The sequence below is a fragment of the Billgrantia sp. Q4P2 genome (assembly GCF_052806135.1).
The window spans coordinates 1-13529 of record NZ_JBRBAI010000003.1 but is presented as its reverse complement, the minus strand read 5'-3'; the positions used below and the strand labels follow the sequence as shown (position 1 = coordinate 13529).

Here is a 13529-nt window from a genome sequence, read left to right as displayed (position 1 = left end):
GCCCGCCTGTTCCAGGCACGATTTGGAAGGAGCGCGACCTTGAGTAGCGAAATCATAAAAGTTCCAGACATCGGCGGCAGCGAAGACGTCGAGATCATCGAAATCGCCGTATCCGAAGGGGATGTCATCCAGCCCGAGGACACCCTGATCACGCTGGAGTCGGACAAGGCCAGCATGGACGTACCCTCGCCCAAGGGCGGCAAGGTCGTCCGCGTGCTGGTGAAGGAAGGCGATACCGTCTCCGAGGGCGACGACATCGTCGAACTCGAGGTGGAGGGCGGCGGCAGTGATGACGCCGGCAGTGGCGAGAAGGCCGATGCCAAGCGGGAAGAGGCGCCCAAGGAGCCCCAGGCCGCCGAAGAGAAGCCGGCAGCGAAGAAGGCCTCCGGTGGCGGCAAGCGCACCGTCGAGATCAAGGTACCCGACCTGGGCGGTTCCGAGAACGTCGAGGTGATCGAGGTGGCCGTCTCCGAAGGCGACGAGGTGAGCGAGGAGGATCCGCTGATCACCCTGGAGTCGGACAAGGCCTCCATGGACGTGCCTAGCCCCTACAGCGGCAAGCTGGTCACGCTCACCGTCAAGGAGGGCGATACCGTCTCCGAGGGCGACGTGATCGGCAGCATGGAGATCTCCGGCGACGGCGAGGCTGACGAGGCCGAGCCCGAGGCGGTGGAAACCACCGCGGAACCCGCCGAACAGGCCGAGGCCCCGGCCGAGGAAGAGGCGACGAGCGGCGAGCCCGAGCGCAAGGAGATCCGCGTACCCGATCTCTCCGGCTCGAGCGATGTGCCGATCATCGAGATCGCCGTCAGCGCCGGCGACGAAGTCGACGAGGAGGATCCGCTGATCACCCTGGAGTCCGACAAGGCCTCCATGGACGTGCCGAGCCCCTACAAAGGCAAGCTGATCGAACTCACGGTGAAGGAGGGCGACACCGTCTCCGAGGGTGACCTTATCGGCTATATCGAGGTTGCCGGGGCCAAGCCGCGGGCGGCCACGCCGAAGGCCAGCAAGGCGCCGAGCGAGCCGAGCGAAAAGCCGGCATCGGCCACTCAGGCCACGCCGACCCCGGCCGGCACGCCGAGCCCCGAGGCGCAGATGGCGGCCCACAAGCCGCGCGACGGCAAGCTGGTCCACGCCGGCCCCGCGGTGCGCATGTTGGCGCGCGAGCTGGGCGTTGACCTGGGGCTGGTCAAGCCGAGCGGGCCCAAGGAGCGGGTGCTCAAGGAGGACGTCCACGCCTACGTCAAGCAGGTGATGGCCGGCCAGGGCAAGGCCCCGGCGGCTGCAGCACCTGCGGCAACCGGCGGCGCGGGCATCCCGCCGGTACCGGACCAGGACTTCAGCCAGTTCGGCGAGATCGAAGAGAAGCCGATGGGCCGCCTGCTCAAGATGGGCGCGACCAACCTGCATCGCAGCTGGCTCAACGTGCCCCACGTCACTCAGTTCGACGAGGCGGACATCACCGAGCTGGAGGCCTTCCGCAAGTCGATGAAGGCCGAGGCCGAGGCCCAAGGGGCCAAGCTCACGCCGCTGCCGTTCATGATCAAGGCGTGCGCCTTCGCCCTGCGCAAGTTCCCGCAGTTCAACGTCAGCCTGAAGAGCGACGGCGAGACCCTGGTGTGGAAGAAGTACGTCCACATCGGCGTTGCAGTCGACACACCCGACGGGCTGATGGTGCCGGTGATCCGCGATGCCGACAAGAAGTCGCTGATCGCCCTGGCCAAGGAGAGCGTCGAGCTGGCGGGCAAGGCGCAGTCGAAGAAGCTCAAGCGCGAGGAGATGACGGGTGGCTGTTTCACCATCTCCAGCCTGGGTTCCATCGGCGGCACCGCCTTCACGCCTATCGTCAACGCCCCGGAGGTTGCCATTCTCGGCGTCTCCAAGGCGCAGATGAAGCCGGTGTGGAACGGTTCCGACTTCGAGCCGCGGCTGATGATGCCGCTGTCGCTCTCCTACGACCACCGGGCCGTCAACGGTGCCGATGCCGCACGCTTCACCGCCTTCGTGGCGGCGGCGCTGAGCGATATCCGGCGGCTGCTGATGTGACCCTTGTCTGAAGCAGTACCGACGGCGCCCTGCGGGGCGCCGTCGGTGTTTGAAGCCTCCACTTTAGGGTAGGGATACCAAAGTGCAACCTTGCCTTAATTGGCTGAAAATGCAGTGGCTTTGAGCAAGCACATGGGGCTCGATCAGTAGCGCGCGGTTGTCTGCCGCCGCCGCCGCGGTTATCGTTCATGACATTCCCTTTACTCACAAGAATTTCCACTCTCTCAAGGAGCAGCTAGATGCGTTTGATCCTGTTGGGCGCGCCGGGTGCCGGCAAGGGTACCCAAGCCCAGTTCATCTGCGATCGCTACAAGATTCCGCAGATATCCACCGGCGACATGCTGCGCGCTGCGGTCAAGGAAGGCAGCGAGCTGGGTCTCAAGGTCAAGGAGATCATGACCAGTGGTGGCCTGGTGTCCGACGATCTGATCATTTCACTGGTCAAGGAGCGTATCGCGCAGCCCGACTGTGAGAACGGCTTCCTGTTCGACGGCTTCCCACGCACCATTCCCCAGGCAGATGCCATGAAGGAGGCCGGGGTCAAGATCGACCACGTCCTCGAGATCGCCGTGGCGGACGAGGAGATCGTCAAGCGCTTGGCGGGGCGGCGTGTGCACCCCGGCTCCGGTCGTGTGTACCACGTCGAGTACAATCCGCCGAAGCAGGAAGGCAAGGACGACGCTACCGGTGAGCCGCTGATCCAGCGCGACGACGATCGCGAATCCACCGTGCGCAACCGCCTGGCGGTGTATCACGAGCAGACCGCACCGCTGGTCGACTACTACCAGCAGTGGGCCGAACAGGAGCCGGAAGCGGCGCCTGCCTACCATCGCGTGGAAGGTATCGGCAGCGTCGACGAGATCACGCGCAAGGTGACCGAGGCATTGGACGGTTAACGTTTGCCAACAGCTCTCTTCTGCAATGGCCCGCCTCGGCGGGCCATTCGCATTGTGGATCATCGTCCCGCGCGCCGCAGCGGCGTATAATGGTCCGCCCATGCCATGACACGATATTTCCTATGCCGATCCTGCTGGCTCTCGATGCTTCTTCCGGTGCTTGCTCTGCCGCTCTGTTGATACGGCGCGACGGCGCCGAGGAGCGGCTCGTGACTCGCTTCGCCCTGACACCCCGAGAGCATACCCGCCGCCTGCTGCCGATGGTCGACGATGTGCTGGCCGAGGCGGGCGTGTCACCTTCCGAACTGGACGCCGTGGCCTACGGCCGCGGCCCAGGCTCCTTCACCGGGCTGCGTATCGCCGCCGGCACGGCCCAAGGGCTGGCCTATGGCCTGGACCGCCCCTTGCTGGGCGTCTCGACCCTCGAGGCGCTGGCCCTGGCAGCGCATCGACGCCACGGCGTCGAGCATGTCGTCACGGCCATGGATGCGCGCATGGGCGAGATCTACGTTGCCGCCTGGCGCTGTCGCGATGGCGCGACCGAGACCCTGCTCGAGGAGGCCGTAATGCCGCCGCAGCGCCTGCAACTGCCCGAGGTTTCATACGAAGGCGGATGGTATGGCATCGGCTCCGGCTGGACGCTGTGGGAGGCGATGCCGGTAGAGGTGCAGGCGAGCGTCAGCCAGCGTGACGTCGAGTCGGAACCGGCGGCCGAGGAGATGGTATTGCTGGCTGCCAGAGACTATGCACAGGGCGTTCGCCCCGCCGCCCATGAGAGCCAACCGATCTATCTGCGCGATCAGGTAGCGTGGCAGAAGGGCAAATGAGCCGTAGCGCTCGGCCACGAGGCGACGATGTGAGCGCAAGCAGCGAGTTGGAGCTCCGGCGCGACGGGGACACGCTGGTGCTGGCCGGCGACCCGGCCCGCTACGGCAAGCCGCTCAAGGTCGATTTCGCCGAAGGCCGGGTGGCGCATCGACGCCGCTTCGGCGGTGGGAGGGGGCAGCTCATCGCCCGGGCCTGTGGTCTGGCGGCCGGAGTAACCCCCAGCGTGATCGATGCCACTGCCGGCCTTGGGCGAGATGCCTTCGTACTGGCAAGCCTCGGTGCCGAGGTACTGCTGATCGAGCGCGTGGCTCAGATTCATGCCCTGCTGCAGGATGGCCTGGCGCGTGCCGCCCGGGACCCCGAGGCGGCGGAAATCGTCGCCCGCATGCACCTGGCCCATGGCGACGCCGCTTGCGATCTCGCTGCGCTGGTTGCCGCTAGCACGGTGGCGCCCCAAGTGATCCATCTCGACCCTATGTTTCCCCACCGCGAGAAGTCGGCGCTAGTGAAGAAGGAGATGCGCCTGTTCCGCGAACTCGCTGGCAGCGACGACGATGCGCCACGGCTGCTGGAGGCGGCGCTGGACGTGGCCACCCACCGCGTGGTGGTCAAGCGACCGCGCAAGGCGCCGCCCATCGCGGGCCCGGCGCCGCAGCACGTCATCGAAGGCAAGACCAGCCGCTACGACCTCTACGTGCACCGTTCCCTCAAGGCTTCCCCTATCTGTGGCTGATGAGTTGTAGCCTATGCCGCAGCGCAGGATCGTACAGCTCACCGGTTCGCTGTGCCGCGCTGCGCAGGCGCTCGTCGAACCACAGCACCCCATCTCGCTCCCAGATCCAGCCTTCGGCTTCCAGGCTCTCGATCAAACTGGCGAACAGCTTGCGGTCGAAGAATTCCGGTGCATCCCGCCCGGTAAGCAGTGCCAGGCGCTCGGTCAACTGCTGGCTGCGTTCGGCCAGGGCATCACGATCCAGCGTTCCGGCCGGCTGATCGAGCAGAATCGCCAGCAATAGATAGCCGCGTTCCAGCGAGGGTTGCATCAGTCTCGCCAGCAAGCGCAGCTGCTCGCCTGCCTCCAGGCTTCTGGGGCGCTGCCAACCGGCGTTATTCCGCTCCAGCAGCCCCTTCTTGCAGAGTGCCTCCAGTATGGCAGGCAATGCCTGGGGCAGCGCCACCGGCTCGAGGAACAGCTCGCGGGCCAGGATCGGCCAGGGTGGCGCGAGCTGGGCCAGCAGGTTCTCGAGATCCTGGCGCGTGGCATGACGAAAGGCGAAGGCGGTCAGGCCGGCAAGGGCGAACAAGTGCAACACGTTGTTGCGGTACCATACCAACAGGCTGGCCTGCTCCGCCGTCGCCACCAGAATATCGCCCAGCGCATGGGGTCGACGCTCGATCATCCCCAGCGCAACGACCTCGGCGATCCAGTCGTCGGGGTTGCCCTGGGGCAGGCTGACGTGCTGCCCTCCGGGGCAGTGGCGCTGCAGGGATGCCAGCAGCTCCAACTGACGCGACATGAGGCTGGCTTCGATGGCGTGGTGAGGCGTGGCCAGCAGTACCAGTGCCACCAGATTGACCGGATTGAGAGCCGCCGCGGCATTGATGCGCCGGGCCAGTTCGTCGCCCAGCTCCGGCACGGCCAGGTTGAGCCAGGCCGGCTTTTCCGATGTGGTGCCTGCGCGCCAGTCAGGTGTGCTGGCGTCGAGCCAGGGGCCGAGCTGCAGCGGCTCGCCGACGTTGACCGACACCTTGCCGAACGGCTGGCGCAGCTTGCCGAGAACTCCGAGCAGCGCCAGCGGCGATTCCTTACGCTTCTTGCCGCCGCGCAGCTCGCGCTGATAACTGGCGTTCTCGATGATGCGCTCGTAGCCGATGTACACGGGAACGAAGGCGAGCCGGGGTGGGCTGGTATTGTCGGCGCTGCGGCGGAACGAGCGCAGCGTCATCGACAGCATGCCGGGGCGTGGTAAGAGCATGCGCCCGCTGCGTGACCGGCCGCCCTCGATGAAATACTCCAGCGGGTGACCGCGCTCCAGCAGGCGATGCAGATACTCGTTGAACACCGCCGCATAGAGTGGCTTGTCGCGGAAGCTGCGACGCATGAAGAAGGCGCCGCCGCGGCGTAGCAGCGGGCCGACCAGCGGCATGTTCAGGTTGCGCCCGGCGGCGATGTGCGGTGGCATCAGGCCGTCGCGGTAGAGCACGTAGGAAAGCAGCAGGTAGTCGATATGGCTGCGATGGCAGGGCACGTAGACCAGCGTATGTTCGCCTGCCAGTGCCTTGACCCGGTCGAGGCCACGCACCTCGACGCCGTCGTATAGCCGGTTCCACAGGCGCCGCAGCAAGCCGTCCATGAAGCGCAGCACCGGGTAGGTCATGTTCGAGGCGATCTCACGGCCATAGCGCAGGGCTCGCCGCTGGAGCCGCTCGGGGGAACGTTTCTCGGCTGGCGCCAGTTCGCCGATGACCCGGCGCACTGCAGGGCTCGCTACCACGCCTTCGATCAGGGTGCGGCGGTGGGAGAGGTCGGGGCCGAGTACGCGTGCACGCATACGCCGGAAATGGATGCGCAGTAGTCGCGCGGTCTTGCGGTTGGCCACGGCGGGGCCACGCTCGTCCAACAGGTCGCGCAGTTGCAGCGGTGCGCCGAAATGTACCTCCACGCTCTTGCCGTTGACCAGCACCGAGAATGCCCGGCGCAGTCGCCCGGTCAGCTGCCAGCTGTCGGCGGCCAACAGATGCCAGAAACCGAAGCGCTTGCCGGGCGCTCGGCCCCAGAACACACTGACTGGGATCAACTGGACATTGGCCTCGGGGTGGGTGTCCAGATGTTCCAGCGCTTGGCGAAAGGGAGCCTCGAGCGCGCCTGTGCGTCGCCAGAGGCGGTGCTGCCTGGCGGGTAGTGCCACGCTGGCCGGTAGCGCCAGGCCATTCAGATCGAGGCGTCCCTGGGCCGGTGGCAATCCGTGGCGCTGGCACAGCACCTCGAGCAGCAGGGCGTCGGAAAGCGCCGGATGGGGCAGCACGTAGAGCGTGGGTCGCGAGGGGGCGATGGCCAGTTCCTTGGGCTCGGGCTCGATGAGCCGGGTCTCTACCCAGGCCTTGAGCAAGCCCTTCAACGGAGCGCGTAGTACAGCGAGCAGAGTGTGGGCTAGGGCCATCCGATTGCCTCGAGGTCGAACCGAGGGGCCAGTATAGCCATGGCACCCTGTTTGGGTCAGGTGCTTTCCCTCGTCGTGCAAACGTGCGTCAATCACGGCAGGCAAGGAGACGGGAGGCATGCCATGCATGGCGTGTGGCGGGATGGCAATCGATTCGAGCTGCTGGCGGAGTCGTCGTGCTTTCTGCCGGCGATGTTCACGGCCATCGAGCAGGCGCGTCGCTCGATACTGATCGAACTCTACCTGATGGAGTCGGGGCGGCTGGCCACGCAGCTGATCGATGCGCTGTGCCGCGCGACGGAGCGGGGCGTGACGGTGGCCGTGATGCTGGATGCCTATGGGGCCATGGGGCTCGCCGGGGAGGACCGTGACCGCCTGGAACGGGCCGGCGTGGCGCTACGCTTTTTCAACCCCTTGGGGCTGCGTTCGTTGACGCGCAATCTGACCCGCGACCACCGCAAGCTGGTGGTAATCGACGGCCGGGTCGCCTTCACTGGTGGCTTCGGCGTGCTCGACGAGTTCCTCGAAGCCTGGTACGAGGTCGCGATACGTATCGAAGGGCCGGTCATCGCCGACTGGGTGCGGCTGTTCTCACGGCTGTGGGATTCGCCAATGACGCGAGGAGCGGGCGAGGCGGCCCTGGTGCGACATCTGCAGCTCGAGCTCAGCCCTCACGAGGACTATCATGGCATGCGTGGCCGGGTGGTATGGGGGCAGGGCTACCGCTACCAGGCCATTCGTCACTCGCTGTATGGCCGGGTATCATCGGCCCAGCGCCGTATCTGGCTGTGCACGCCCTACTTCGTACCCACCTTCAGTTTGCGCATGCGGCTGGCCCGCGCCGCTCGCCGCGGCGTCGACGTGCGCCTGCTGCTGCCCGGCCGTGACCACGATCACCCCTGGGTGCGCTATGCCGGCCAGCGCTTCTATCGACGCCTGCTGCGCGCCGGCGTGCGCATCTTCGAGTTTCAGCCTACTTTCATCCATGCCAAGTTCTCGTTGGTTGACCAGTGGTCGAGCCTGGGTTCGTGCAATTTCGACCACTGGAGCCTGCACTGGAACCTGGAGGCCAACCAGGAGGTAGACGACGCCCGCTTCGCCGGCGAGGTGGCGGCGCTGTTCGAGCGCAACTTCGCCGCCAGCCGCGAGATCACCTATCGGGCCTGGGTGCAGCGGCCGCGCTGGCAGCGCTTCAAGGAATGGTTATTCGGCAGCTTCGACGCCTGGCTGACGCGGTTGAGGTAAGGTGGCTCCGAAGGCAGGCTCTCAAGCTTCCATCCGCGAGAAGAGTTGGGCGCGCTTGACGGTGGCGGAAGCGGGTTCTCCATAGAGTGACCTGTACTCGATAGAGAAACGGCCCAAATGATTGAACCCCCATTTTTGAGCCACTTCTCCAATGGGAAGTCGATTGCCCGGCGATGACAGTTCCCTATGTACTGCCTCGAGCCGAACCTGACGCAGATAACGCAGCGGAGAGGTATGGTGGTGGCGCTGGAAACCGGCTTGCAGCGCACGAACGCTGACTCCCGCAGCCTCGGCTATCTCGCTGACGCTAAGTGGGCGATGCAAGTTGTTGTGAATAAAGTCAATTGCAACCTTCAGATGACGTGGCGTGATATCCGACATCCGAGCTTCCATCTGCCTTTCGGGTTGCTGTGCCATGCTGGCGAAGATCATATGCAAGATGGATTCACTGAGTAGTTTCACCGCCTGTGGCGAGTGACTCAACGTGCCACTTTCCCCAATGCCTGCGGTCAGGCTGCGTATCGTCATGGCAAGTGTCGTACCGATTCCTTGTGTCTGCTCGACCAACCCCCCGCATCGGAATTCAGCGGGTAGTGCATGGAATGCCGACTCGCCAAGGACCTTGTTGACGATGTGGCGTGAAAAATCGATTGCGATAAGGGAATGTTCTTCCTTGTCGCAGAGGAAACGTATTTGACAGGGAAGATCAGTGGGGATGAGTAGCGTCTGATCGGGCTCGATGATGAAATGACGTTGCTTGATCCTGACCTCGAGTTGGCCAAGCATGGGAGAAAGAATGGCCGTGCTCTTTCTGATCCCCTGATGAATCAATGACCACTCTCTGTCGAATTTTACTTTGAAAAACCTCAAATAACTGGTTGGGTGAGCGTCTATGCTCCAATGAAGCGGAGCGTCACTCTGCGGCTCAGGGAATGACAAGTCGAGGCGATAGGATCTCAAAGTATCCTTTAGTGTGTCGAAGCAATTTCCTGTGATTTTAGAAGTCGTAAGAAGCTGATGTTCCAATATTCGGTTCCTTTTTAGTCGCCCCTGTTTTCTGCTCCTTTCTAATATCGGCCAGGATTTGCAAAGTTAATATCCGTTTTGCGAATGCTATGTCCGGATAGCGCTGATGTGTCGTTTTTTGGTTTAGGAATCCTTGGGCGTGGCCGATAGCTTGACATGTCGGGTAATGGAGGTTCGAGAGTGATCGAAGAAACAGAAGCCGTGGTAAAGCTGCAAGGGTCTCCTTCGCTTCGAGATACGCATGAAATCCGTCAGCGCCTCATGGAGGCGTTGGAGGCAGGCAATCCGGTGGTGCTCGATGTTCGGGATCTGGCTGAAGTCGACATCAGTATTCTTCAATTACTTATCGCCGCTCGTATCAGCGCCATGCATCGTGGAGTCGAGCTGCGCTTGATCGCGGCAAGTGAGGGCATCTTTCAGGATGCGCTGGAGCGCTTTGGCCTGCTCGAGATGCAGCAATGATGCCAAGGCGTTCCTGAGCGGGTAAGGGGAAGACGAGTGAACGGGAAAAGAGGAAGAAGAACCGCATGAGCAAGACGATTCTGACCATAGACGACTCCGCTTCCATCAGACAGATGGTGTCGCTCACTTTGTCGTCGGCTGGCTACACCGTGCTTCAGGCAAGCGATGGAGAAGAGGGCCTGGCTCAGGCGACCGCTCATCGAGTCGACGCGGTGCTCACCGATCTCAACATGCCACGCATGAACGGTATCGAGTTCATACGTCAATATCGTGCCCATCCATCGAGTGCGGGTGTGCCGATCGTCTTTCTCACCACCGAGTCCGATGATGAATTGAAGCGGCAGGCCAAGGAAGCCGGCGCTACTGGCTGGATCGTCAAGCCCTTTGAGCAGGAAAAGCTGCTGGCGGTCGTCAAGAAGATGGCTGGCTCATGAGTACTCCCGATCCCGCCGATACCTTTCGACAGGAAGCGCGCGACCTGCTGGAAAGCCTGGAGCAGGTGCTGCTCGATCTGGAACAGACACCACACGATCGCGAATTGGTCGACAGTGCCTTCCGCTCGCTGCATACCCTGAAGGGCTCGGGCGCCATGTTTGGCTTCGACGAGGTCGCCGATTTCGTGCACGAATTCGAGACCGCCTTCGACCGTGTGCGCAAGGGCCTAGCCTCGGTCAGCCCGGAATTGATTGCCGTAGCGCTGTCTGCCCGGGATCACGTCGGCAACCTGGTCGAAGAGCCGGAGCGCCATGTTGCAGAAGGCGCGCCAATACTCGGTGCACTGCATGACATCGTTGGCGAACGGGAGGATGTTGAACCCGTTGGCTCACCGGCAGCCAGCACTCATCGATCACAGATCTGGCATACGCGCTTCCGGCTGCCGGACGATGCTCTCGTGCTCGGTACCAACCCCTTGCTGCTGCTCGATGAGCTGCGCGAGTTGGGTGAGTGCAACATAAGGGCATCGGCCGAAGATGTGCCACCGCTCGAGGAAATCGATCCTCAGGTTTGTTATGTCACTTGGGAAGTCACGTTTGCCACCGAGGTGGAGCGGGAAGCCATCGAAGATGTCTTCATGTTCCTGCGCGATGACATGATGCTCAAGATAGAACCACTCGAGCCGCATGCAGGCCAGGCCACTGACGCCTCCCTTCACGACGGGCAAGCAGCGCCGAGTGAACGGGGCTCGCAGGAATCCAGTGGGGGCGGTAGACCGTCTCGTGAGTCAGGTCGGCGGGGTGAACCCACGGCAAGGAACGCCAAGGGCGGCGATTCCCTGCGAGTGCCGGCGGAGCGACTGGATGAGTTGATGGATCGTGTGGGGGAACTGGTCATCGCCCAGGCACGGCTTTCCCAGATCACCGGCGCCAGCGACGACCTCGAACTCAAGAACGTCGCTGAGGAGGTCGAAAGACTGTCGTCCGGGCTGCGCGATATCACCATGGGCATTCGCATGGTGCCGATCGGCACCTTGTTCGGCCGCTTTCGGCGCCTGGTTTACGACCTCTCCCAGGAGCTTGGCAAGGAGATCGAATTCCTGGCTTCCGGCGAGAAAACCGAACTCGACAAGACCGTCATCGAACAGTTGGCCGACCCACTGGTGCACCTCATACGCAATGCCGTCGATCACGGCCTCGAGGACCCTGAACGCCGCCAGCAGGCAGGCAAGGACCGATGCGGCAAGGTGCGGCTTGCTGCCGTGCATTCGGGAGCCGAAGTCGCGATCTCGATCAGCGATGACGGTGCCGGCCTTGACGCCGAGCGCATTCGCGCCAAGGCCGAGAGTGCTGGGTTGGTGACGCCCGATGCAGCGCTATCCGATCACGAGCTGTATCAGTTCATCTTCCACCCGGGCTTTTCCACTGCCAGCGAAGTGACCGCGGTATCAGGTCGTGGGGTGGGGATGGATGCGGTCAAGCGCACCATTGAAGCATTGCGCGGTAGCATCGAGTTGACCAGCAAACCCGGTGAGGGAACTACCGTCACTCTACGTTTACCGCTGACCCTCGCCATCATCGACGGCATGCTGGTTCGGGTGGGAGAAGGGCGCTACAGCTTGCCGCTGCTGGCGGTGGAAGAGTGCGTCGAACTGCCCGAATCCGAGATTGCCGAAGCCCAGACCCGTAACTTTCTCAACCTTCGGGGCAGTCTGGTGCCGTTTCTGCGCCTGCGGGAATTGTTCGGCGCCAGCGGTGACCCTGACCCGCACCAGAAAGTGATCGTCGTTTCCGCGGGTGAGTTTCGGGTCGGGCTGGTGGTCGACCAGATCATCGGCAACAGTCAGACCGTCATCAAGCCGTTATCCAAGCTGCATGCCACTCTCGGCACGTTTTCCGGCGCCACCATCCTTGGCGATGGCAGCGTTGCGTTGATTCTCGATATCGCTCATCTGGTGAGCTTCGGCCGTGGGTTCGAGGAGCGTCTCCGTGACGAACGCATGAGGAGGGAAGCATGAATGCAGGCAAGAAAGCCGGTGCCGCCATTCAGGCGCTCGTCTTCGAACTGGGAGGCGAGATCTTCGCCATCGATGCCGCCCAGGTGCGGGAAATTCTCGACGAGGTGCCCATCACCCAAGTGCCCAATGCCCGGCCATTCGTGGATGGCTTGATCAACGTTCGCGGCCGGGTGGTCCCCTTGGCCGACCTGCGCGTAGCCTTCGGCATGCCGCGTTCGGCGGCGGACCAGGACAGCCGAATCGTGGTCATCGGGATCGACCTCGCCGGCGAACCGGCCATCGTTGCCATCTATGCCGACAAGGTACACGACGTGGCCGATATCGAAGCCGCCTCGATCGAGGAAGCGCCCAAGGTCGGCATGCGCTGGCGTGCGGAGTACGTGCAAGGCATCGGCCGGCGTGGCGACAGCTTCGTCATCCATCCCGATCTCGGCAGGATATTCCTGACGGAAAGTGGATTAGGTGGTACCGCCGAAACAAGTGAAAGAAGCCTTCGATGATCAGGAAACCGAAAAGCAGGGAGATTGGGTAATGAGATTGACACTTAAGTTCAAGTTGGGGGTGGCCTTCGCCGTCATCCTCACCATGGCGGCAATCAGTGGCTTCATGGGCATCCAGGCACTTCAAACGATGGATGAGAGGCTCGGTACTATCGTGAATCGCGAGGTCGTACTCACGAGATTTGCAAATGACATCATTCGTAATCAGCTTCGTACCCAGCGGACTCTTGGCTATCTTGCCCTTTCCAGCGATGCGGTGGAGAGAAGGCAACATGAGGCGGCAATAGATGAACTGCGAGTGATGATCGACGAAGGAATCGATCAGGCTTACGCCATGTCGGCCGAAGGAGGCCGTGCGCTTCTCGACGAGATCAGGCAGGACATTGCCGCGATGCGTACCGTGAACGGCAGGGTGATCGAGCTTGCAAGGCTCAACCGCACTAACGCGGCTGGGGCGCTTCTCTCGGGGGATGGCGCGGCGGCTGCCACCAAGGTGGCGGTGGGCTTCGATGCACTGCTCGAGCGTTACGAGGGGCGCATGGTACAGTCGTCCATGGAGGCAAGCGAACTCTATGCCTTCAACCGCAACCTGCTAATCATGCTGCTCGCCGGTATGATCGTCATCGCCGTCGTTGCTGCTACCTGGGTCGTCCTGAACATTACTCGGGGCGTAGCGAGTTCTGTCAGCCTTGCCCAAGCCGTTGCCAGCGGTGACTTGAATGCCACTGCACAGGTGAAATCCAACGACGAGATCAAGGATCTGGTCGATGCACTCAATGCCATGGCTGCCAAGCTGCGCGAGGTGGTCGGCGAAGTGACCGGCGCGGTGCGCAACGTGGCCTCGGGCAGCCAGGAGATGGCGGCGACCTCCGAGCAGCTCAGCCAGGGCGCCACCGAGCAGGCTGCCTCC

Annotated in this window: 12 protein-coding genes; 10 read left to right on the top strand and 2 right to left on the bottom strand. The window is 63.0% G+C overall.

Translation table 11 applies throughout. The features are described 5' to 3' along the window. Window positions 1–39 precede the first annotated feature (39 nt). The 4 genes from aceF (at window position 40) to ACUY1T_RS05405 (ending at window position 4506) form a co-directional block, all read left to right on the top strand. On the top strand, window positions 40–2049 hold the full coding sequence (gene aceF, locus ACUY1T_RS05420; RefSeq protein ID WP_446020785.1) for a pyruvate dehydrogenase complex dihydrolipoyllysine-residue acetyltransferase: 2010 nt from the start codon (window positions 40–42) through the stop codon (window positions 2047–2049). Window positions 2050–2288: 239 nt separating this feature from the next. Continuing rightward, a complete protein-coding gene (adk, locus tag ACUY1T_RS05415; protein ID WP_446020783.1) occupies window positions 2289–2945 on the top strand; it encodes an adenylate kinase in 657 nt (218 codons plus the stop codon). Window positions 2946–3067: 122 nt separating this feature from the next. Further along, window positions 3068–3772 (top strand): tRNA (adenosine(37)-N6)-threonylcarbamoyltransferase complex dimerization subunit type 1 TsaB, encoded by a 705-nt coding sequence (tsaB, locus tag ACUY1T_RS05410; protein WP_446020781.1) that lies wholly within the window; start codon window positions 3068–3070, stop codon window positions 3770–3772. A gap of 29 nt (window positions 3773–3801) precedes the next feature. Continuing rightward, window positions 3802–4506 carry a class I SAM-dependent methyltransferase gene (locus tag ACUY1T_RS05405; protein ID WP_446020780.1) on the top strand — a complete coding sequence of 235 codons (705 nt, stop codon included), beginning with the start codon at window positions 3802–3804 and terminating at the stop codon, window positions 4504–4506. Here the strand turns inward: ACUY1T_RS05405 and plsB are convergent. Further along, complete coding sequence (gene plsB, locus ACUY1T_RS05400) at window positions 4493–6934, bottom strand: glycerol-3-phosphate 1-O-acyltransferase PlsB (protein WP_446020778.1); 2442 nt, start codon at window positions 6932–6934, stop codon at window positions 4493–4495. The genes ACUY1T_RS05405 and plsB overlap by 14 nt on opposite strands. Window positions 6935–7057: 123 nt before the next feature. Here plsB and ACUY1T_RS05395 point away from each other — a divergent pair, with 123 nt between their 5' ends. Continuing rightward, window positions 7058–8179, top strand: coding sequence for a phospholipase D-like domain-containing protein (locus tag ACUY1T_RS05395; protein ID WP_446020776.1), 1122 nt, complete (start codon window positions 7058–7060; stop codon window positions 8177–8179). A 21-nt stretch (window positions 8180–8200) separates the two neighbouring features. On the opposite strand, the gene ACUY1T_RS05390 is transcribed toward ACUY1T_RS05395, so the two are convergent. Then, window positions 8201–9205, bottom strand: coding sequence for a helix-turn-helix domain-containing protein (locus tag ACUY1T_RS05390; RefSeq protein ID WP_446020774.1), 1005 nt, complete (start codon window positions 9203–9205; stop codon window positions 8201–8203). Window positions 9206–9385: 180 nt separating this feature from the next. On the opposite strand from ACUY1T_RS05390, the gene ACUY1T_RS05385 reads away from it, so the two are divergent. The 5 genes from ACUY1T_RS05385 to ACUY1T_RS05365 form a co-directional block, all read left to right on the top strand. Next, window positions 9386–9667 carry an STAS domain-containing protein gene (locus ACUY1T_RS05385; protein WP_446020772.1) on the top strand — a complete coding sequence of 94 codons (282 nt, stop codon included), beginning with the start codon at window positions 9386–9388 and terminating at the stop codon, window positions 9665–9667. A 65-nt stretch (window positions 9668–9732) separates the two neighbouring features. After that, window positions 9733–10101 carry a response regulator gene (locus ACUY1T_RS05380; RefSeq protein ID WP_446020770.1) on the top strand — a complete coding sequence of 123 codons (369 nt, stop codon included), beginning with the start codon at window positions 9733–9735 and terminating at the stop codon, window positions 10099–10101. Beyond that, a complete protein-coding gene (locus tag ACUY1T_RS05375) occupies window positions 10098–12119 on the top strand; it encodes a chemotaxis protein CheA (protein ID WP_446020768.1) in 2022 nt (673 codons plus the stop codon). Before ACUY1T_RS05380 ends, ACUY1T_RS05375 begins: the two co-directional genes overlap by 4 nt. After that, complete coding sequence (locus tag ACUY1T_RS05370; protein ID WP_446020766.1) at window positions 12116–12619, top strand: chemotaxis protein CheW; 504 nt, start codon at window positions 12116–12118, stop codon at window positions 12617–12619. The genes ACUY1T_RS05375 and ACUY1T_RS05370 overlap by 4 nt, the downstream gene beginning before the upstream one ends. Beyond that, window positions 12600–13529 (top strand): MCP four helix bundle domain-containing protein (locus ACUY1T_RS05365; RefSeq protein ID WP_446020764.1); only part of this gene is annotated, 930 nt, incomplete at its 3' end. The genes ACUY1T_RS05370 and ACUY1T_RS05365, both read left to right, overlap by 20 nt.